General features: G+C 72.0%; 18 protein-coding genes. 10 read left to right on the top strand and 8 right to left on the bottom strand.

Annotated elements, in window-relative coordinates; genetic code table 11:
• The first annotated feature begins 167 nt into the window (after positions 1 to 167).
• Positions 168 to 1,061: a 4-(cytidine 5'-diphospho)-2-C-methyl-D-erythritol kinase gene (locus tag ABZ340_RS06395; protein WP_358780597.1), complete on the top strand. Its 894-nt coding sequence runs from the start codon at positions 168 to 170 to the stop codon at positions 1,059 to 1,061.
• 12 nt (positions 1,062 to 1,073) lie between these two features.
• On the opposite strand, the gene ABZ340_RS06390 is transcribed toward ABZ340_RS06395, so the two are convergent.
• Positions 1,074 to 1,670 carry a Uma2 family endonuclease gene (locus ABZ340_RS06390; RefSeq protein ID WP_358780596.1) on the bottom strand — a complete coding sequence of 199 codons (597 nt, stop codon included), beginning with the start codon at positions 1,668 to 1,670 and terminating at the stop codon, positions 1,074 to 1,076.
• A gap of 157 nt (positions 1,671 to 1,827) precedes the next feature.
• Here ABZ340_RS06390 and ABZ340_RS06385 point away from each other — a divergent pair, with 157 nt between their 5' ends.
• Entirely contained in the window at positions 1,828 to 3,654 is a 1,827-nt protein-coding gene (locus ABZ340_RS06385) for an ABC-F family ATP-binding cassette domain-containing protein (RefSeq protein ID WP_358780595.1), read from the top strand.
• Positions 3,655 to 3,943: 289 nt separating this feature from the next.
• A complete protein-coding gene (locus ABZ340_RS06380) occupies positions 3,944 to 4,615 on the top strand; it encodes a response regulator transcription factor (RefSeq protein ID WP_358780594.1) in 672 nt (223 codons plus the stop codon).
• Positions 4,616 to 4,978: 363 nt separating this feature from the next.
• Here the strand turns inward: ABZ340_RS06380 and ABZ340_RS06375 are convergent, their stop codons facing one another.
• On the bottom strand, positions 4,979 to 5,293 hold the full coding sequence (locus ABZ340_RS06375; protein ID WP_358780593.1) for a hypothetical protein: 315 nt from the start codon (positions 5,291 to 5,293) through the stop codon (positions 4,979 to 4,981).
• Between the two features lie 21 nt (positions 5,294 to 5,314).
• Positions 5,315 to 6,994, bottom strand: coding sequence for a sodium:solute symporter family protein (locus ABZ340_RS06370; protein WP_358780592.1), 1,680 nt, complete (start codon positions 6,992 to 6,994; stop codon positions 5,315 to 5,317).
• Positions 6,995 to 7,174: 180 nt separating this feature from the next.
• Here ABZ340_RS06370 and galT point away from each other — a divergent pair, with 180 nt between their 5' ends.
• Genes galT through galK form a run of 3 tightly spaced genes read left to right on the top strand, consistent with a single transcriptional unit; the run spans position 7,175 to position 10,395 of the window.
• Positions 7,175 to 8,233 carry a galactose-1-phosphate uridylyltransferase gene (galT, locus tag ABZ340_RS06365; protein ID WP_358780591.1) on the top strand — a complete coding sequence of 353 codons (1,059 nt, stop codon included), beginning with the start codon at positions 7,175 to 7,177 and terminating at the stop codon, positions 8,231 to 8,233.
• Positions 8,233 to 9,195: a UDP-glucose 4-epimerase GalE gene (gene galE / locus ABZ340_RS06360; protein WP_358780590.1), complete on the top strand. Its 963-nt coding sequence runs from the start codon at positions 8,233 to 8,235 to the stop codon at positions 9,193 to 9,195. Before galT ends, galE begins: the two co-directional genes overlap by 1 nt.
• A 27-nt stretch (positions 9,196 to 9,222) precedes the next feature.
• A complete protein-coding gene (gene galK / locus ABZ340_RS06355) occupies positions 9,223 to 10,395 on the top strand; it encodes a galactokinase (protein WP_358780589.1) in 1,173 nt (390 codons plus the stop codon).
• 15 nt (positions 10,396 to 10,410) lie between these two features.
• Here the strand turns inward: galK and ABZ340_RS06350 are convergent, their stop codons facing one another.
• Positions 10,411 to 10,866 (bottom strand): N-acetyltransferase, encoded by a 456-nt coding sequence (locus ABZ340_RS06350; RefSeq protein ID WP_358780711.1) that lies wholly within the window; start codon positions 10,864 to 10,866, stop codon positions 10,411 to 10,413.
• 295 nt (positions 10,867 to 11,161) lie between these two features.
• On the opposite strand from ABZ340_RS06350, the gene ABZ340_RS06345 reads away from it, so the two are divergent.
• A complete protein-coding gene (locus ABZ340_RS06345; RefSeq protein WP_358780588.1) occupies positions 11,162 to 11,929 on the top strand; it encodes a response regulator transcription factor in 768 nt (255 codons plus the stop codon).
• On the opposite strand, the gene tamR is transcribed toward ABZ340_RS06345, so the two are convergent.
• Positions 11,888 to 12,385 carry a MarR family transcriptional regulator TamR gene (tamR, locus tag ABZ340_RS06340; protein ID WP_029381540.1) on the bottom strand — a complete coding sequence of 166 codons (498 nt, stop codon included), beginning with the start codon at positions 12,383 to 12,385 and terminating at the stop codon, positions 11,888 to 11,890. The genes ABZ340_RS06345 and tamR overlap by 42 nt on opposite strands.
• Before the next feature lie 71 nt (positions 12,386 to 12,456).
• Here tamR and ABZ340_RS06335 point away from each other — a divergent pair, with 71 nt between their 5' ends.
• The gene (locus ABZ340_RS06335) at positions 12,457 to 13,272 is read left to right on the top strand and encodes a trans-aconitate 2-methyltransferase (protein ID WP_358780587.1); all 816 of its coding nucleotides are present in this window, start codon (positions 12,457 to 12,459) and stop codon (positions 13,270 to 13,272) included.
• A gap of 13 nt (positions 13,273 to 13,285) precedes the next feature.
• Entirely contained in the window at positions 13,286 to 13,654 is a 369-nt protein-coding gene (locus ABZ340_RS06330) for a VOC family protein (RefSeq protein ID WP_358780586.1), read from the top strand.
• Between the two features lie 8 nt (positions 13,655 to 13,662).
• Here the strand turns inward: ABZ340_RS06330 and ABZ340_RS06325 are convergent, their stop codons facing one another.
• Together ABZ340_RS06325 and ABZ340_RS06320 are read right to left on the bottom strand one after the other, a co-directional pair.
• Positions 13,663 to 14,337 (bottom strand): TetR/AcrR family transcriptional regulator, encoded by a 675-nt coding sequence (locus ABZ340_RS06325; protein WP_358780585.1) that lies wholly within the window; start codon positions 14,335 to 14,337, stop codon positions 13,663 to 13,665.
• Positions 14,334 to 15,344 carry an acyl-CoA desaturase gene (locus ABZ340_RS06320; RefSeq protein ID WP_358780584.1) on the bottom strand — a complete coding sequence of 337 codons (1,011 nt, stop codon included), beginning with the start codon at positions 15,342 to 15,344 and terminating at the stop codon, positions 14,334 to 14,336. The genes ABZ340_RS06325 and ABZ340_RS06320 overlap by 4 nt, the downstream gene beginning before the upstream one ends.
• A 291-nt stretch (positions 15,345 to 15,635) precedes the next feature.
• Between ABZ340_RS06320 and ppc the strand changes: the two genes are divergently transcribed.
• Positions 15,636 to 18,377, top strand: coding sequence for a phosphoenolpyruvate carboxylase (gene ppc / locus ABZ340_RS06315; RefSeq protein ID WP_358780583.1), 2,742 nt, complete (start codon positions 15,636 to 15,638; stop codon positions 18,375 to 18,377).
• 85 nt (positions 18,378 to 18,462) lie between these two features.
• Here ppc and ABZ340_RS06310 read toward each other — a convergent pair whose 3' ends face one another.
• The gene (locus tag ABZ340_RS06310; protein WP_358780582.1) at positions 18,463 to 19,230 is read right to left on the bottom strand and encodes an LPXTG cell wall anchor domain-containing protein; all 768 of its coding nucleotides are present in this window, start codon (positions 19,228 to 19,230) and stop codon (positions 18,463 to 18,465) included.
• Between the last annotated feature and the right edge of the window lie 22 nt (positions 19,231 to 19,252).

Below are 19,252 nucleotides of genomic sequence, written 5' to 3'. Positions count from 1 at the left end.
AGCGAGTCCACCGAGCACAAGTCCGCAGAGAGCGAGTCCACCGAGAGCGAGTCCACCGAGCACAAGTCCGCAGAGAGCGAGACCGCCGAGAGCGAGTCCACCGAGAGCGAGTCCGCCGAGAGCGAGACCGCGGAGCACAAGGCCGCCGAGCACGAGGAGGCAGGCGCGTGAGCGTCACCGTCCGGGTTCCCGCCAAGGTCAACGTCCAGCTCGCGGTCGGTGCCGCCCGCGCGGACGGCTTCCACGACCTGGCCAACGTCTTCCTCGCCGTCGGCCTGTACGACGAGGTCACCGCGACCCCGGCCGACGGGCTGCGCGTCACCTGCGCCGGGCCGGACGCCGGCCAGGTCCCCCTGGACCGCACCAACCTCGCGGCCCGCGCGGCGGTGCTGCTCGCCGAGCGGTACGGCCGCGAACCCGATGTGCACCTCCACATCGCCAAGGACATCCCCGTCGCCGGCGGCATGGCGGGCGGCAGCGCGGACGGCGCCGCCGCGCTGGTCGCCTGCGACACGCTGTGGGGCACGGGCGCGACCCGCGACGAACTCCTCGGCATCTGCGCCGAACTCGGCAGCGACGTGCCGTTCAGCCTGGTCGGCGGCGCGGCGCTGGGCACCGGGCGCGGCGAGAAGCTGACGGAGCTGGAGGTGGGCGGCACGTTCCACTGGGTGTTCGCCATGGCGCGGGGCGGGCTGTCCACACCGGCCGTCTTCCGTGAGTTCGACCGGCTCGCCGAGGGTCGGGACGTGCCGGAACCGGTGGCCTCCCAGGCCGTCCTCGACGCGCTCGCCGAGGGCGACCCCGGCGCGCTCGCCGTCGCCGTCTCCAACGACCTCCAGCCCGCCGCGCTCTCCCTCTTCCCGGAGCTGGCGGACACCCTGGCCGCGGGCCGCGCCGCGGGCGCCCTGGCCGCGCTGGTCTCGGGCTCCGGACCGACCACGGCGTTCCTCGCCTCCGACGCGGTCTCGGCGGCCGAGGTGGCGTCGGTGCTGCGGGCGTCGGGGACGTGCCGGGAGGTGCGGACGGCGGAGGGGCCGGTGGCGGGGGCGACGGTGGTCTGAGGGGAGCGCTGCTCAGAGCTCGTCGATGGTGGTCAGGTCGATGTCGATGTCGTAGGGCACGCCGACCTTGACGCGGTCGTGGTGGATGCCGGTCAGGGCGTACGTGCCGGTGACCTCGCCGCGTTCGTGGACCTGGACGACGGGGTGGTCGTCCTCGCCCGCCATCTCGACCAGCCAGAAGTGCGGGATGCCCGCGGCGGCGTACTTGTGGGGCTTGGTGTCGCGGTCGCGGGCCTCGGAGTCGGGGGAGACGACCTCGACGGCGAGGAGGACGTCCTTCGCCTCGTAGCGCGTCTGGGCGCGTCCGGTGATCGCGTCGGAGCGGATGACGCTCACATCCGGTTCGGGGCCGTTGCGCTGATCGAGGACGACGGTCATTTCCCGCCGCACCCTCAACCCGGCCGGCGCGGTCCGGCGCAGGCCACTGACCAGCAGGTCGATGACAATGCTGTGGAAATCCCGTTGCGGACTCACGAAAACCAGGCTCCCGTCGATCAGCTCGGTGTGCGGCGGGAGATCCGGCAGTGTGAACAGGTCGTCCACGGTGTAGCCGCCCGGCGGTGGCACCGGCCAGCGCTGGTGGCGGTGCTCTACGGACTCGGCGGTCATGGTTCCTCCCATGGACGGGAATCCTGCGGCCTGCCCCCCACGGTAACGGGGCTTCCGGCACGAGGTCACCGCAAAGAGTGACGGCCCCCGTCCGTGCCGCCCCGCCCCCCGGAGGGCCTACGCTTGAAGGCTGATCGATCCCCCAGGCAGGAGTGAAATGGCCGTCAACCTGGTCAATGTCGAGAACGTCAGCAAGGTGTACGGCACCCGTACCCTCCTCGACGGCATCTCCCTCGGCGTCTCCGAAGGGGACCGCATCGGTGTCGTCGGCCGCAACGGCGACGGCAAGACGACGCTGATCCGGATGCTGGCCAAGCTGGAGGACGCCGACACCGGCCGCGTCACCCACTCCGGCGGGCTGCGCATGGGCGTCCTCACCCAGCACGACTCCCTCGACCCCGCCGCCACCGTCCGCCACGAGGTCATCGGCGACCTGGCCGACCACGAGTGGGCGGGCAACGCCAAGATCCGCGACGTACTGACCGGGCTGTTCGGCGGGCTGGACCTGCCCGGGTTCCCCCAGGGCCTGGACACCGTCATCGGCCCGCTGTCGGGTGGCGAGCGGCGCCGTATCGCGCTCGCCAAGCTGCTCATCGCCGAGCAGGACCTGATCGTCCTGGACGAGCCCACCAACCACCTCGACGTCGAGGGCATCGCCTGGCTCGCCCGGCACCTGCGCGAGCGCCGCTCGGCGCTGGTCTGCGTCACCCACGACCGCTGGTTCCTCGACCAGGTCTGCACCCGCATGTGGGACGTGCAGCGCGGCGTCGTCCACGAGTACGAGGGCGGCTACTCCGACTACGTCTTCGCCCGCGCCGAGCGCGAGCGCATCGCCGCCACCGAGGAGGTCAAGCGGCAGAACCTCGTCCGCAAGGAGCTGGCGTGGCTGCGGCGCGGGGCGCCCGCGCGCACCTCCAAGCCGCGGTTCCGCGTCGAGGCCGCCAACGAGCTGATCAAGGACGTGCCGCCGCCGCGGGACAGCAGCGAGCTGATGAAGTTCGCGTCGTCGCGGCTCGGCAAGACGGTGTTCGACCTGGAGGACGTGACCGTCCAGGCCGGGCCCAAGGTGCTGCTCAAGCACCTGACCTGGCAGCTCGGCCCCGGCGACCGCATCGGCCTGGTCGGCGTCAACGGCGCCGGCAAGACCTCGCTGCTGCGGGCGCTCGCCGAGGCCGCGTACAGCGAGGGGGAGCGGCAGCCCGCGGGCGGGCACATCCGCGTCGGCAAGACGGTGAAGCTGGCGTACCTGTCGCAGGAGGTCGCCGAGCTCGACCCCACCTGGCGGGTGCTGGAGGCCGTGCAGCGGGTGCGCGAGCGCGTCGACCTCGGCAAGGGGCGGGAGATGACCGCCGGGCAGCTGTGCGAGACGTTCGGCTTCACCAAGGAGAAGCAGTGGACGCCGGTCGGCGACCTCTCCGGTGGTGAGCGGCGGCGGCTCCAGCTGCTGCGGCTGCTGATGGACGAGCCCAACGTCCTCTTCCTCGACGAGCCGACCAACGACCTCGACATCGAGACCCTGACCCAGCTGGAGGACCTCCTCGACGGCTGGCCCGGCTCGATGATCGTCATCTCCCACGACCGGTTCTTCATCGAGCGGACGACGGACCGCGTGTTCGCGCTGCTCGGTGACGGCACGCTGCGGATGCTGCCGCGCGGCATCGACGAGTACCTGGAGCGGCGCCGGCGGATGGAGGAGGCGGCCGCCGCCTCCGCCCCGGCCCCGGCTCAGGCCCCGGCCTCGGCCGCCGACAAGGCCGCGCCCGAGAGGAGCGCCGCCGATCTGCGGGCCACGAAGAAGGAGCTCCAGAAGATCGAACGGCAGCTGGACAAGATCTCCGAGAAAGAGTCCACCCTGCACGCGCGGATCGCGGAGAACGCCACGGACTTCGCGAAGGTGGCCGAACTCGACGCCGAGCTGCGGGAGTTGGCCGGGCAGCGTGAGGAACTGGAGCTGCGCTGGCTGGAATTGGCGGAGGACGCCTGACCCGTCGGCCACTGTGGGCCGTATTGCGAGGGATTTCGGCGATCCGGGGCATTCCTTACCCGTAGGGGGAGCGCAACGTCGAACAAGCGTGTAGCTTCCGGGAGATGAGGAGGCGGGGCGGGATCGCGCCGGGAGCCGGGGGGCTTCTGCCCGTGGGGTGTGCGGGCATCCATGGTGGCGGGTGCGCATCCCTAGGGGGGCGTCCGTAGTTGGGCATCCGTGGGGGTGCCGTGTGGTGCCTCGCCGGAGCCATTGGCCGGGAGCCATGGGGGGACTGGGGGGTTGCTCGATGGGAGTGCGGCTCATGGTGGTCGACGACCACCGATTGCACGCCGAGGCGCTGGCCTCGGCGCTGAAGCTGCGGGGGCACCGGGTGCTCGCCGCGGCGGCGCCCGCCGCGGGGGCGGCGGAACTGGTGATCAGCCGGGCGCCGGAAGTGTGCCTGCTGGGGACGGCGACGCCGGCCGAGCCCGGGGTGTTCGACCCGGTGGTGAAGGTCAAGCGGGAGCGTCCGCAGGTGGCGGTGGTCGTCCTGGGGCCGGTGCCGAACCCGCGGGGGATCGCGGCGGCCTTCGCGGCCGGGGCCTCGGGATACGTGCGGCATGACGAGCGCATCGAGGGGGTGGAGCGGGCGATCATGAAGGCGCGGACCGGGGAGGCGGCGGTGGCGCCGCAACTGCTCCAAGGGGCGTTCAGCGAGCTGCTGAACCCGGTGGCGCAGCCGGACGACGAGGGGCAGCGGCTGATGGAGATGCTGACGCCGCGGGAGGTCGAGGTGCTGGTGCGGGTCGCCGACGGCGAGGACACGCGGCTCATCGCGGCCGGCATGGGCATCGCGCCGTCCACGGCCCGGACCCATGTCCAGCGGGTCCTGATGAAGCTGGGCGTCGGCTCCCGCCTGGAGGCCGCGGCGCTGGCGGCGCGCACGGGGCTGCTGGAGCGGGCGGCGTCCGGTCGGTGACGGGTGCCTCCGGCGGTGGGGGCCGGGGGTGCCTGCGGCGCATGTGCGGCTTCGGTGGGGGTGCGTGTAGCGCCTTCCCGGTGGGGGAGGGCCGGGCCGCGGGCGACCGCGGCTCCGTCCCAACGGGGGTGGTGGGTGCGGCCATGCCGCCCAGCCATGGGCGTCCGGTGTCGCCCGGCCGCGGGCAGTCGTGCCTCCCCCAGTGCCTGAACGGCCTGGGAGGTGCCCCCAGGGCGGCACGGGTGGGCGCTGGGGGTACCCCCTGCTCGAAGAGCTTGGGGGAGGCAACCCGGTAGCGCCGGGCCGCGCGACCCACCCCCGACGGTCACCCCGGTGCCGGCGCCAGGTGAACGCCGGATCAGGTCACTCCTGCGACTTCTCCGACGGCACCGCATCCGGCGGCGGCGGAGCCGTCGGGCGGAGTTTCAGCCAGGCCAGGAAGAACACCCCCAGCAGCAGCATCCCCACCCCGGTCCACAGGTTGATGTTCACGCCCTCGGCCTTGTCGATGTCGGCGTCGGACGCCGTGATGCCGGCGATCGTGACGATGACGCCGTAGACGACGAACAGGCCCCCGATGATGCGCCGGATGTCGAACAGCCGCGCGGCGGTCGCCGACTTGGTCTCCAGTTCGGAGACCTCCCGCTGGACGTCCTTCTCGGAGTAGAACTCGGACATGGTCTCTCCATCCTCCCGCGGTCAGAACGAGAACGGGATGTAGCAGGCGGCGGCCAGGACCACCGCGCCCCACCCCAGCAGGGCCGGCTTGCGGTACCAGGCGTCGTCGCCCTGGGCGGGCGGTTCGGACATGCCGGGGGACGTGGTGCCGTAGACCAGGCCCTGGAGCTCGGAGGCCGGCTTCGGCTCGGTGAACAGGGAGACGGCCACCATGACCACCGCGCCGGCGACGAAACCGGCGATCGCGGAGACGAAGTTGGCGCCCTGGTCGGAGGGGATGTCGATGAGGCCCTGCTTGTAGATGACGAAGTAGTTCACCATCGCCGCGGTGGTGCCCGCGACCAGCCCCCAGAAGCCGGACTTCATCGACGCCCGCTTCCAGAACATGCCGATGATGAAGACGACGAACATCGGGACGTTGAAGAAGGAGAACAGCGTCTGGAGGTAGGCCATGATGTTCGAGAAGGACTTCGCCAGGAACGCCGTGCCGATGGAGGCGAGGACGCCGATCGCCGTGATCAGGCGGCCGAACTTCACGTAGTACTCGTCCGGGCGGTTCCGGACCACGTACTTCGCCCAGATGTCGGCGGTGAAGACGGTGTTGAAGGACGACACGTTCGCCGCCATGCCCGCCATGAACGCGGCCATCAGGCCGGTCACCGCGATGCCGAGCACGCCGTTGGGCAGCAGCGCCTCCATCAGGTACGGGATGGCGTCGTTGTACTGGAGGCCGGAGCCGGGCTTGCCGATGTCCGGGACCAGCGCGGCGGCGACCAGGCCCGGGATCATCACCACGAAGACGATGAAGATCTTCGGGAACGCGGCGATCAGCGGGGTGCGCTGCGCGGCGGAGAGGTTCTTCGCGGACAGGGCGCGCTGCACCTCGGCGAAGTTCGTCGTCCAGTAGCCGAAGGAGAGGACGAAGCCGAGGCCCAGGACGATGGTCAGCCAGTTGGCGCCGAGCGGGTTGTCGCTGCCGATGCCGGTGCCGCCCCAGGAGGTCATGAAGTCCCCGCCGTGCCGCGCGGTGAGGGTGTCGGACAGGCCGTCCCAGCCGCCGGCCTTCTTCAGGCCGAGCACGGTGATCGGGATGAGGGCCGCCAGGATCACGAAGAACTGCAGGACCTCGTTGTAGATGGCCGAGGACAGGCCGCCGAGGGTGATGTAGCCGAGGACGAACGCGCCGGCGACGACGATGGCCACCCAGTCCGGCCAGCCCAGCAGCGCCTCGACGACGATCGAGAGGGCGTACAGGTTGACGCCCGCGATGAGGATGGCGGCGAAGGCGAACAGGGCGGAGCTGAGCAGGTGCGCCGCCTTGTCGAAGCGGAGCAGGAGGAACTCGGGGACCGAGCGGACCTTGGAGCCGTAGTAGAACGGCATCATCACCAGGCCCAGGAAGACCATGGCCGGGATGGCGCCGATCCAGTACCAGTGCGTGGTGTAGACGCCGTACTGCGCGCTGTTGGCGGCCATGCCCAGGATCTCGGTGGCGCCCAGGTTGGCGGCGACGAAGGCGAGACCGGTGACCCACGCCGGCAGGGAACGGCCGGACAGGAAGAAGTCGAGGCTGGTCTTGACCGAGCGGCGGGCGGCGAAGCCGATGCCCAGGACGACGACGAAGTAGATCCCGAGGATCGAGTAGTCGAGCCAGTTGGTGGGGAGCCGTAGCTCCGCGGCCAGGTAGGGGGAGGTTTGCATAAGCACTCGCTTCGTTGCGCGAACTTGATCCGGACGGAACCTATGCCTCCGCGTTCAATAAGTGAACACTTTCGATGGTGTTCTTTGTTTGATCGTGATGAGAGCGAAGGGGTGATGAGTTGTGGTGTGTTATGTTTGATTCTGTTGGGTGATTGGGTGTGGGTGCAGAGGAGTCCGGCAGTGAAGAAGACTTCGACCCGGCTGGCCGACGGCCGCGAGCTCATCTACTACGACCTGCGCGACGACACCGTGCGGGACGCGGTGGACCGACGCCCCCTGGAGCGGACCGTCACCACGTCCGAGATCCGGCGGGACGTGCTGCTCGGTGACTCCGTGGCCATCGCCTCGCACCGGCAGGGGCGCACGTACCACCCGCCGGCCGACGAGTGCCCCCTGTGCCCCTCGCAGGGCGAGCGGCTGAGCGAGATCCCGGACTCGTCGTACGACGTGGTGGTCTTCGAGAACCGGTTCCCCTCGCTGGCCGGGGACTCCGGGCGGTGTGAGGTCGTGTGCTTCACCTCCGACCACCAGGCATCCTTCGCCGACCTGAGCGAGGAGCAGGCGCGCCTGGTCCTGGACGCCTGGACGGACCGGACGTCGGAGCTGTCCCATCTGCCCTCCGTTGAACAGGTGTTCTGCTTCGAGAACCGGGGCGCCGAGATCGGCGTGACGCTGGGCCACCCGCACGGGCAGATCTACGCCTACCCCTTCACCACCCCGCGCACCGCGCTGATGCTCCGTTCACTCGCCGCCCACCAGGAGGCGACGGGCGGGGAGAACCTGTTCGACGCCGTCGTGGAGGGGGAACGGGCAGGTGAGAGAGTCGTCCTGGAGGGTGAACACTGGGTCGCCTTCGTGCCGTACGCCGCGCACTGGCCGTACGAGGTGCACCTGTACCCCAAGCGCCGCGTCCCCGACCTGCTGGGGCTGGACGAGGCGGCGCGCGCGGAGTTTCCCCGGGTGTATCTGGAACTGCTGAGGCGCTTCGACCGGATCTTCGGCGAGGGCGAGCCCCCGACGCCGTACATCGCGGCCTGGCACCAGGCCCCGTTCGGGCAGCTGGAGGAGTTCGACGGGGTGAGCCGCGACGACTTCGCGCTCCACCTGGAAATTTTCACCATCCGCCGGACGTCGGGCAAGCTGAAGTTCCTCGCGGGCTCCGAGTCCGGCATGGGCGTGTTCATCAACGACGTGCCGCCGGAGCGCGCGGCCGAGCGACTGCGAGAGGTAGCGAGTTGATGAGTGAGAAGTACCTGGTGACGGGCGGCGCGGGCTATGTCGGCAGCGTCGTCGCCCAGCACCTGCTGGAGGCGGGGCACGAGGTCGTCGTGCTCGACAACCTCTCCACGGGCTTCCGTCAGGGGGTGCCGGCCGGGGCTTCCTTCATCGAAGGCGACATCCGCGACGCCGCCAAGTGGCTGGACGCCTCCTTCGACGGCGTGCTGCACTTCGCCGCGTTCTCGCAGGTCGGCGAGTCGGTGGTGAAGCCGGAGAAGTACTGGGACAACAACGTCGGCGGCACCATGGCCCTGCTGGCGGCCATGCGGACGGCGGGCGTGCGCAAGCTCGTCTTCTCCTCGACCGCGGCGACGTACGGCGAGCCCGAGCAGGTCCCGATCACCGAGTCCGCCCCGACCCGGCCCACCAGCCCCTACGGCGCCTCCAAGCTCGCCGTCGACCACATGATCACCGGCGAGGCGGCGGCGCACGGGCTGGGCGCGGTGTCGCTGCGCTACTTCAACGTGGCCGGCGCCTACGGGGAGTACGGCGAGCGCCACGACCCCGAGTCGCACCTGATCCCGCTCGTCCTCCAGGTCGCCCAGGGCCGGCGCGAGGCCGTCTCGGTCTACGGCGACGACTACCCGACGCCGGACGGCACCTGCGTGCGCGACTACATCCACGTCGCCGACCTGGCCGAGGCCCACCTGCTGGCCCTGAAGGCCGCCACCCCCGGCGAGCACCTGATCTGCAACCTCGGCAACGGCAACGGCTTCTCGGTCCGCGAGGTGATCGAGACCGTCCGCCGGGTCACCGGCCACCCCGTCCCCGAGGTCGCCGCGCCCCGCCGCGGCGGCGATCCGGCGGTCCTGGTGGCGTCGGCCGCGACCGCCCGCGAGAAGCTGGGCTGGAATCCGTCCCGCGCGGACCTCGCGGGGATCGTCGCGGACGCGTGGGAGTTCGCGCAGAAGCGCGCGCAGTAGAACGTCACGAAGGGTCAGGGGTCAGGGATGAGCGAGGCTGTCGCACAGGCTGTCGCCGAGCGGTTCACGGAGCTGTACGGGGCCGGTCCGGAGGGGGTGTGGGCGGCGCCGGGCCGGGTCAACCTCATCGGCGAGCACACCGACTACAACGACGGCTTCGTCATGCCGTTCGCCCTGCCGCACACCGCGGTCGCCGCCGTCTCCCGCCGCGACGACGGCGTCCTGCGCCTGCACTCGGCGGACATCGACGGCGGCGCGGGCGGTGTGACGGAGCTGCGCGTGGCCGACCTCGCGCCCGGGACCGACCGGGGCTGGACGGCGTACCCGGCGGGTGTGGTGTGGGCGCTGCGCGAGGCCGGGCACGAGGTGACCGGCGCCGACATCCACCTGGCCTCCACGGTCCCGGCGGGCGCGGGCCTGTCCTCGTCGGCGGCGCTGGAGGTCGTGGTGGCCCTCGCCCTGAACGACCTGTACGGCCTCGGCCTGCGCGGCTGGCAGCTGGCCCGGCTGTGCCAGCGCGCGGAGAACGTCTACGTCGGCGCCCCCGTCGGCATCATGGACCAGACCGCCGCGGCCTGCTGCGAGGCCGGCCACGCCCTGTTCCTCGACACCCGCGACCTGTCCCAGCGGCAGATCCCCTTCGACCTGGCCGCCGAGGGCATGCGCCTGCTGGTCGTCGACACCCAGGTCAAGCACGCCCACAGCGAGGGCGAGTACGGCAAGCGCCGCGCCGGCTGCGAGAAGGGCGCCGCCCTGCTCGGCGTGGACGCCCTGCGCGACGTGCCCTACGACGGCCTGGACGCGGCGCTGGAGCGGCTGGGCGACGACGAGGAGGTGCGCCGCCTGGTGCGGCACGTCGTCACCGAGGACGAGCGGGTGGAGCGGGTGGTGTCCCTGCTGGAGGCGGGCGACACCGCGGCCATCGGGCCGGTCCTGACCGAGGGGCACGTCTCGCTGCGGGACGACTTCCGCATCTCCTGCCGCGAACTGGACCTGGTCGTCGACACCGCCCTGGCGGCGGGCGCGCTCGGCGCCCGGATGACCGGCGGCGGCTTCGGCGGCTCGGCGATCGTCCTGGCGCGGACCGCCGACGTGGACACCCTCACCAAGGCGGTCCAGGAGGCGTTCGCACAGGCCGGTCTCACCGCGCCGCGCGTGTTCGAGGCGGTGCCGTCGGCGGGGGCGCGGCGGCTGGCCTGAGGCGCCGGACCGCCCTCAGACGAGTGTTTTCGTCAGCGTGTACTCGGTGATCCCCGGCGGGTAGTCGGGGATCACGCCCACCACCTCGTACCCCTGCTTGCGGTAGAAGCCGGGGGCCTGGAAGTCCCAGGTCTCCAGGCGGGCCGCGCGGCAGCCGCGGTCGCTGCGGGCGACGCGTTCCGCCTCGGCGAGCAGGCGAGAGCCGAGGCCCGCACCCCGGTGGGGGGCGTCGACCCACAGGTAGGTCACGTGCAGCCAGCCGGCCCAGGTGTGGCCGACGAGGCCGCCGGCCAGGCCGCCGGTCCCGTCCGACGCCCAGACGTGCAGGGGGGACTCCCGGGCGGCGGGGGTGCCGCGCAGGGCCCGCAGGACGGGGGAGGCCGCGGTGTTCGTCTCCCTCAGGCGGGACCGCAGCAGATCGCGCCGCGCCGTGTCGACTTCTGTCTCAAGACGAAACATGCGGCACACCATAAACGCGCCGGACCGCCAGTTCTGCAAAGAGCCTTCCGCTCCCCGCCCCCGCCCGTACTCTGAGGAACAGCACCGGTGGGGGCCGGTGCCGTTGTCAGGGGGCGAGACGGCCGGGTACGGCGCCCGGGGCGGGGGTAGCGGTGTTACGGACGGCGGCGGCCGTGCGGCCGCGGCGGCCCGTCCCCGGTGCGAACGGTGTTCGGACAGGGGTTCCGGGCGCCGCACCCGCGCCGGTGCCGTCCTGTGACGATCGGGTGGATCCCCCGCTCCCCGGGAGCGTGGGGAAGGGGGTTTCGTGGTGCGCATCCGTGTGCTGGTCGTCGACGACCACCGCATCTTCGCCGAGTCGCTCGCCGCGGCTCTGGCCGCCGAGCCCGACGTCGACGTCTCCGCGGCCGGCAGCGGCCCGGCCGCGCTGCGCTGCCTGGAGCGGGCGGCGGGCGAGGGTCGGCGGTACGACGTGCTGCTCGTCGACGCCGACCTGGGCGCCGGCGCGCCGGGCCCGCGGCCGGCGGTGCCGGTGCGGGGCGGCGGTGAGGACGGGACCGTCGACGGGATCTCCCTCGTCGCCGGGGTGCGCTCCGCGCAGCCCGGGGCGCGGGTCGTCGTGCTCGCCGAGAAGGACGACCCCCGGCGGGCGGCCCTCGCCCTGCAGGCCGGGGCCTCCGGGTGGGTGGCCAAGGACTGTTCCCTGTCCCGGCTGCTCACCGTCATCCGGGGCGTGCTGCGCGAGGAGACGCACCTGCCGCCCGCCCTGCTGACGGGCGTCCTGCGGGAGCTGACCGCCGCCCGCAAGCACCGCACCGAGAGCGAGCGGCTGGTGGAGTCCCTCACCCCCCGGGAGCGGGAGGTGCTGCGGTGCATGGTCGCCGGGCTCGGGCGCAAGGCCGTCGCCGAGCGGCTGTACCTCTCCCCGCACACGGTCCGCACCCACATGCAGAACGTGCTGGGCAAGCTGGGCGTGCACTCCACCCTCGCCGCGGTCGCGCTGGCCCGGCGGGCCGGGGTCGGCCCGGCCGACCTAACCGGGGATGTTGTCGAACGGGGCGGTCAGCTGGCGTAGCAGCCCGGCCAGTTCCATCCGCTGGGCGCGGGAGAGCTCCGCGAGGATCGCGCGCTCCTGGTCCAGCAGACCCGCCAGGGCCTGGTCGGCACGGTCCCGGCCCTCGTCCGTCAGCCGCACCAGGACGCCCCGGCGGTCGCTGGGGTCGGGCAGGCGCTCCACCAGGCCCTTCTTGGCCAGGCGGTCGATGCGGTTGGTCATCGTGCCGGAGGTGACCAGGGTCTGGGTCAGCAACTGCCCGGGCGAGAGCTGGTACGGGGTGCCCGCACGGCGCAGCGCCGTGAGGACGTCGAACTCCCAGGGCTCCAGCTGGTGCTCGGAGAAGGCCAGCCGGCGCGCGCGGTCCAGGTGCCGGGCCAGCCTGCTCACCCGGCTGAGCACCTCGAGCGGTTCCACGTCGAGGTCCGGGCGCTCCCGGCGCCACGCTGCGACCAGCCGATCGACCTCGTCCTCCATACGATCAGTGTAGTGGTTGTGTCGACATGAAGTCTCTTGACGTCAAGATAGATGGCTGGGAAGCTGACGGCATGGCCGATCCTGTGTGGGACCCCGCCCAGTACCTCCGCCACGCCGACCACCGCGCCCGCCCCTTCGCCGACCTCCTGGCCCGCGTCCCGGACCTCCCCGCGCGGGCGCCCCGCATCGCCGACCTCGGCTGCGGCCCCGGCAACGTCACCGCCCTGCTCGCCGCCCGCTGGCCCACCGCCCGCATCACCGGCTACGACAACTCCCCCGAGATGCTCGCCCGGGCCGCCGCGTACGCCGGCCCCACCCCGGGCGGCGGCCGGCTGGACTTCGTCCACGCCGACGTGGGCACCTGGACGCCCGCCGAGCCGTACGACCTGATCGTCTCCAACGCCACCCTCCAGTGGGTGCCGGGCCACGCCGGGCTGTTCCCCGCCTGGATCGACGCCCTCACCCCCGGCGGCACCCTCGCCTTCCAGATGCCCGGCAACTTCGACGCCCCCAGCCACCGCCTGATGCGGGACCTCGCCCACGCCCCGCGCCGGCGCGCCCGCCTCGCCGGCGTCCTGCGCCACGGCGACGCCGTCCTCACCCCGGCCGCCTACCTGGACCACCTCACCGCCCTCGGCTGCACCGCCGACGTGTGGGAGACCACCTACGTCCACCTGCTGACGGGCGAGGACCCCGTACTGGACTGGGTGAAGGGGACCGGACTGCGGCCCGTGCTGACGGCACTGGCCGGCGACCCGGAGGAACGGGACGCCTTCCTCGCCGAGTACCGGGCCGCGCTGCGGGCCGCCTACCCGGCCGGACCGCACGGCACGCCGTTCCCGTTCCGGAGGATCTTCGCCGTCGCGCACAGGGAAGCGTCCCACTGACCGAGGAGACCCGATGATCACCGCCGTCGACCACGTCCAGCTCGCCGCGCCCCCCGGCTCCGAGGACCGGCTGCGCGCCTACTACACCGATGTCCTCGGCATGACGGAGATCTCCAAGCCGCCCGCGCTCGCCGCCCGCGGCGGCTGCTGGTTCCGGGCCGGTGCCGTCCAGCTCCACCTGGGCGTCGAGCACGAGGGATTCCGGCCCGCGAAGAAGGCCCACCCGGGGCTGCGGGTCACCGGCATCGAGGAGTACGCCGGGCGCCTGAGCACCCACGGCGCGCCGGTGACCTGGGACGACACCCTGCCGGGCCACCGGCGCTTCTACTCCGAGGATCCGGTCGGCAACCGGCTGGAGTTCCTGGAGCCCCTCGGGGAGTGAGACCCCGGTCAGGACTTGCGGTGCCCTATCAGCCGCGGCCGGGGCTCCAGCCCGTCCAGCCCGTGCCACGCCAGGTTCACCAGATGGGCCGCCACCTCCGCCTTCTTCGGCTTGCGCACGTCCAGCCACCACTGGCCGGTCAGCGCCACCATCCCCACCAGCGCCTGCGCGTACAGCGGGGCCAGCTTCGGGTCGAAGCCGCGGCTCTTGAACTCCTTGCCGAGGATGTCCTCCACCTGGGTGGCGATGTCCGAGATGAGCGAGGCGAAGGACCCCGTCGACTGGGGGATGGGGGAGTCGCGGACCAGGATGCGGAACCCGTCCGTGTACTCCTCGATGTAGTCCAGCAGCGCGAACGCCGCCTGCTCCAGCAGCTCACGGGGGTGGCCCGCGGTGAGCGAGCCGGTCACCATGTCCAGCAGGCACCGCATCTCGCGGTCCACCACCACCGCGTACAGGCCCTCCTTGCCGCCGAAGTGCTCGTAGACCACCGGCTTGGAGACCCCGGCCTTCGCCGCGATCTCCTCCACCGAGGTGCCCTCGAAACCTTTCGCCGCAAAGAGGGTGCGACCGATCTCCAGCAGCTGCTGGCGGCGCTCGGCACCGGTCATCCGGGTGCGGCGCGTACGCCGCGGCTTGTCGTTGCTGGGGGTGCTGGAGTCGGTCGCCACAGCGACCATCATGCCGCCTTGACGGTTTCCTTCCCGCGCCGGGAGCCGCCTTCCTCGTCGGTGCGGCGGGCGTCGATGCGCGAACGCGACGGCCAGCGCACGTCGTACGCCCAGCCCAGCTGCTCGAACCAGCGGATCAGACGGGCGGAGGAGTCCAGCTGGCCGCGCTCCACACCGTGCCGCGCGGAGGTCGGGTCGGCGTGGTGCAGGTTGTGCCAGGACTCGCCGCACGACAGGATCGCCAGCCACCACACGTTGCCCGAACGGTCACGCGACTTGAACGGCCGCTTGCCGACCGCGTGGCAGATCGAGTTGATCGACCACGTCACGTGGTGCAGCAACGCCACCCGGACGAGCGACCCCCAGAAGAACGCGGTGAACGCCCCCCACCACGACATGGTGACCAGACCGCCGATCAGCGGGGGCAGCAGCAGGGACACCGCCGTCCACAGGGCGAACTGGCGGGAGATCCGCCGCAGCGTCCGGTCCTTGATCAGGTCCGGCGCGTACTTGTCCTGCGGGGTCTGCTCCTCGTCGAACATCCAGCCGATGTGGGCCCACCACAGGCCCTTCATCAGGGCCGGGACCGTCTCGCCGTACCGCCACGGCGAGTGCGGGTCACCCTCGTGGTCGGAGAACTTGTGATGCTTGCGGTGATCGGCGACCCAGCGCACCAGCGGCCCCTCGACCGCCATCGACCCCATGATCGCCAGCGCGATCTTCAGAGGGCGCTTCGCCTTGAAGGAGCCGTGGGTGAAGTGGCGGTGGAAACCGATGGTGATGCCGTGGCAGCCCAGGAAGTAGAAGAACACCAGCAGCCCGAGGTCCAGCCAGCTCACCCCCCACCCCCACGCCAGCGGCACCGCCGCCAGCAGCGCGAGGAACGGGACGGTGATGAACAGCAGCAGCGTGACCTGCTCGATCGTCCGCTTCTGTTCACCGCCCAGCGTGGCGGAGGGCGTGGAGGTGTCGTCGGGCGCTTTCGGCGCCTCTTCGATCACTTCGGAGCTTGTGGTCATACGCGTCCCCTGTGGGGTCGAGGTTGTGGAAGTGCCGCGCGGGGAAACCGTGCCCGTTTCCTACGGTCCCGTAACCTACGGCGTCGTAAGTATGTCAGCGCGACGCCCGGCGGCAAGAGCCCACGAGCCTGCGCGCCCCACTCGACACCTAGACTTGGAACCGGTCGGACAGCGCGGTCCGCTCTGAAGTTTTCTTCCCGGACGTCCGGCCCGTAAGCGGCGCCCGCCGTGCGAGACGTCCGTCCGGGTACCCCTCCCAGACGAGCTTCAACACTGCAAGGAGCCGCACCTGTGAGCAGTGCCGACGACCTGACAACGCGGTCCACGACGACCAGCAGCGAGCTGCGCGCCGACATCCGCCGCCTGGGCGACCTCCTCGGAGAGACCCTCGTACGGCAGGAGGGCCCCGAGCTGCTGGAACTCGTCGAGAAGGTACGCCGCCTCACCCGCGAGGACGGAGAAGCCGCCGCCGAACTGCTGCGCGGCACCGAACTGGAGACCGCGGCCAAGCTGGTCCGCGCCTTCTCCACCTACTTCCACCTCGCCAACGTCACCGAACAGGTCCACCGCGGACGCGAACTGCGCGCCCGGCGCGCCGCCGAGGGCGGCCTGATCGCCCGCACCGCCGACCGGCTCAAGGACGCCGACCCCGAGCACCTGCGCGCCACGGTCGCCAACCTCAACGTCCGCCCCGTCTTCACCGCCCACCCCACCGAGGCCGCCCGCCGCTCCGTCCTCAACAAGCTGCGCCGCATCGCCGCCCTCCTGGACACCCCCGTCCTGGAGTCCGACCGGCGCCGCCTCGACACCCGGCTGGCCGAGAACATCGACCTCATCTGGCAGACCGACGAACTGCGCGTCGTCCGCCCCGAGCCGGCCGACGAGGCCCGCAACGCCATCTACTACCTCGACGAACTCCACGCCGGCGCCGTCGGCGACGTCCTGGAGGACCTCACCGCCGAACTGGAGCGCGTCGGCGTCAAGCTCCCCGACGACACCCGCCCCCTCAGCTTCGGCACCTGGATCGGCGGCGACCGCGACGGCAACCCCAACGTCACCCCCCAGGTCACCTGGGACGTCCTGATCCTCCAGCACGAGCACGGCATCAACGACGCGCTGGAGACCATCGACGAGCTGCGCGGCCTGCTGTCCAACTCCATCCGCTACACCGGCGCCACCGAGGAACTGCTCACCTCCCTCCAGGCCGACCTGGAGCGGCTGCCCGAGATCAGCCCCCGCTACAAGCGCCTCAACGCAGAGGAGCCCTACCGGCTCAAGGCCACCTGCATCCGGCAGAAGCTGGAGAACACCAAGCAGCGCCTGGCCAAGGGCACCCCGCACGAGCCGGGCCGCGACTACCTCGGCACCGCCGAGCTCCTCGCCGACCTGCGCATCATCCAGACCTCCCTGCGCGAGCACCGCGGCGGCCTCTTCGCCGACGGACGCCTCGCCCGCACCATCCGCACCCTGGCCGCCTTCGGCCTCCAGCTCGCCACCATGGACGTCCGCGAACACGCCGACGCCCACCACCACGCCCTCGGCCAGCTCTTCGACCGCCTCGGCGAGGAGTCCTGGCGCTACGCCGACATGCCCCGCGAGTACCGCGCCAAGCTCCTCGCCAAGGAACTGCGCTCCCGCAGGCCCCTGGCGCCGAGCCCGGCACCGGTGGACGCCGCCGGCGAGAAGACCCTCGGCGTCTTCCATACCGTCAAGCGGGCCCTGGAGGTCTTCGGCCCCGAGGTCGTCGAGTCGTACATCATCTCCATGTGCCAGGGCGCCGACGACGTCTTCGCCGCCGCCGTCCTCGCCCGCGAGGCCGGCCTCATCGACCTCCACGCCGGCTGGGCCAAGATCGGCATCGTGCCGCTGCTGGAGACCACCGACGAGCTCAAGGCCGCCGACACCATCCTGGAGGACATGCTCTCCGACCCGTCGTACCGCAGGCTCGTGGCCCTGCGCGGCGACGTCCAGGAGGTCATGCTCGGCTACTCCGACTCCTCCAAGTTCGGCGGCATCACCACCAGCCAGTGGGAGATCCACCGCGCCCAGCGCCGCCTGCGCGACGTCGCCCACCGCTACGGGGTGCGCCTGCGCCTCTTCCACGGCCGCGGCGGCACCGTCGGCCGCGGCGGCGGCCCCACCCACGACGCGATCCTCGCCCAGCCCTGGGGCACCCTGGAGGGCGAGATCAAGGTCACCGAGCAGGGCGAGGTCATCTCCGACAAGTACCTCATCCCCTCCCTCGCCCGGGAGAACCTGGAACTGACGGTCGCCGCCACCCTCCAGGCGTCCGCCCTGCACACCGCGCCCCGCCAGTCCACCGAGGCCCTCGCCCGCTGGGACGCCGCCATGGACGTCGTCTCCGACGCCGCCCACGCCGCCTACCGCCGCCTGGTCGAGGACCCGGACCTGCCGACGTACTTCCTCGCCTCGACGCCCGTGGACCAGCTCGCCGACCTGCACCTGGGCTCGCGGCCCTCCCGCCGCCCCGGCTCCGGCGTCTCGCTCGACGGCCTGCGCGCCATCCCGTGGGTGTTCGGCTGGACCCAGTCCCGGCAGATCGTGCCCGGCTGGTTCGGCGTCGGCTCCGGTCTCAAGGCGCTGCGCGAGGCGGGCCTGGACACCGTGCTGGAGGAGATGTACGGGCAGTGGCACTTCTTCCGCAACTTCATCTCCAACGTCGAGATGACGCTGGCCAAGACCGACCTGCGGATCGCCGCCCACTACGTGGAGACCCTGGTGCCCGAGGAGCTGCGGCACGTCTTCGACACCATCCGCGCCGAACACGAGCTGACCGTGCGCGAGGTCCTCGGCGTCACCGGTGAGGAGGAACTGCTCGACGCCCAGCCCGTGCTCAAGCAGACCTTCGCCATCCGCGACGCCTACCTCGACCCGATCTCCTACCTCCAGGTCGCCCTGCTCAAGCGCCAGCGCGACGCCGCCGCCGCGGGCGAGCAGCCCGACCCGCTGCTCGCGCGGGCCCTGCTGCTCACCGTCAACGGCGTCGCCGCCGGCCTGCGCAACACCGGCTGACCGCGCCCGCGCGCGAAAGGGGGGTGCCCCCGGGCTCCGTACGGGCCCGGGGCACCCCCTTCTCGTGCGCTCGCGCCGTGCGGGGTCAGCCGCGGGCGGCCTTGCGGCGCCGGAACACCAGGTAACCGCCCGCCGCGACCAGCGCCGCCGCCGCGGCCGACAGCAGGCCCACCGGGGCGCCGCTGCCGGTCTCGGCCAGGTCGCCCTCGAGGCCGCCCTGCGGGGACGCGGACGCGGATGCGGACGGTACCGAGGCGGCGGCCGGGGCCGAGGAACCGGAGGAGGACGGGGTGCCGGAGGAGGCCGGGGCGTCGGACGGCACCGGGGTGCCGGACGGGGCAGAGGAATCGGACGGGGCCGGGGACGCCGGCGGTGCGTCCGCGGTGGCCGGCGGGGACGACGGCGGTGCCTCCGGGGTGCCGGGCGCCTCACCGGCCCCCTCCGGCTCCGCGCAGTCCGTCCAGAACACCTTGTGCTTGGCGGAGCCCTTCTCCCCGTCGAAGTTCCAGAACAGCTTGTAGTGCCCGTCGGGCAGCGACAGGTCGTCCGTCCGGCCGTGACCCTCGGCGTCCAGGGTCAGGGAACCGGCCTTGACCGTCTCGCCCTTGACGGCGGCCGTCGGGGCCCAGGCCTCGATGTGCCAGTCGACCCGCTGGCCGCCGTCGAAGCCGAAGGCATCCAGGTAGAACGTGCAGACGTGCGGCTCGTTGCGCCGCAGCTCCTCGCCGGTGGCGGCATCGTGGATCTTGACCGTCCCGTTGTCGCCCGGCGCGGTGGCGTGGGCGGCGGGCGCGAGCAGCAGCGCGGCCGAGGACGCGCAGACGAGAACGCCGGCGCGAGTGAGAATTCGCATGAAGCAGAAATCCATCTTCGAG

The organism is Streptomyces sp. NPDC006134 (genome assembly GCF_040628835.1).
In the GTDB taxonomy this organism is placed as follows: Bacteria; Actinomycetota; Actinomycetes; order Streptomycetales; family Streptomycetaceae; genus Streptomyces.
This window is presented reverse-complemented; position numbering and strand designations above follow the sequence as displayed.

Excerpts from the sequence above, each read along its gene's own strand:
- ABZ340_RS06390 (WP_358780596.1), bottom strand. The coding sequence starts at position 1,670 with ATGACCGCCGAGTCCGTAGAGCACCGCCACCAGCGCTGGCCGGTGCCA.
- ABZ340_RS06385 (WP_358780595.1), top strand. The coding sequence starts at position 1,828 with ATGGCCGTCAACCTGGTCAATGTCGAGAACGTCAGCAAGGTGTACGGC.
- ABZ340_RS06380 (WP_358780594.1), top strand. The coding sequence starts at position 3,944 with ATGGGAGTGCGGCTCATGGTGGTCGACGACCACCGATTGCACGCCGAG.
- ABZ340_RS06375 (WP_358780593.1), bottom strand. The coding sequence starts at position 5,293 with ATGTCCGAGTTCTACTCCGAGAAGGACGTCCAGCGGGAGGTCTCCGAA.
- ABZ340_RS06370 (WP_358780592.1), bottom strand. The coding sequence starts at position 6,994 with ATGCAAACCTCCCCCTACCTGGCCGCGGAGCTACGGCTCCCCACCAAC.
- galE (WP_358780590.1), top strand. The coding sequence starts at position 8,233 with ATGAGTGAGAAGTACCTGGTGACGGGCGGCGCGGGCTATGTCGGCAGC.
- galK (WP_358780589.1), top strand. The coding sequence starts at position 9,223 with ATGAGCGAGGCTGTCGCACAGGCTGTCGCCGAGCGGTTCACGGAGCTG.
- ABZ340_RS06350 (WP_358780711.1), bottom strand. The coding sequence starts at position 10,866 with ATGGTGTGCCGCATGTTTCGTCTTGAGACAGAAGTCGACACGGCGCGG.
- tamR (WP_029381540.1), bottom strand. The coding sequence starts at position 12,385 with ATGGAGGACGAGGTCGATCGGCTGGTCGCAGCGTGGCGCCGGGAGCGC.
- ABZ340_RS06335 (WP_358780587.1), top strand. The coding sequence starts at position 12,457 with ATGGCCGATCCTGTGTGGGACCCCGCCCAGTACCTCCGCCACGCCGAC.
- ABZ340_RS06330 (WP_358780586.1), top strand. The coding sequence starts at position 13,286 with ATGATCACCGCCGTCGACCACGTCCAGCTCGCCGCGCCCCCCGGCTCC.
- ABZ340_RS06325 (WP_358780585.1), bottom strand. The coding sequence starts at position 14,337 with ATGATGGTCGCTGTGGCGACCGACTCCAGCACCCCCAGCAACGACAAG.
- ABZ340_RS06320 (WP_358780584.1), bottom strand. The coding sequence starts at position 15,344 with ATGACCACAAGCTCCGAAGTGATCGAAGAGGCGCCGAAAGCGCCCGAC.
- ABZ340_RS06310 (WP_358780582.1), bottom strand. The coding sequence starts at position 19,230 with ATGCGAATTCTCACTCGCGCCGGCGTTCTCGTCTGCGCGTCCTCGGCC.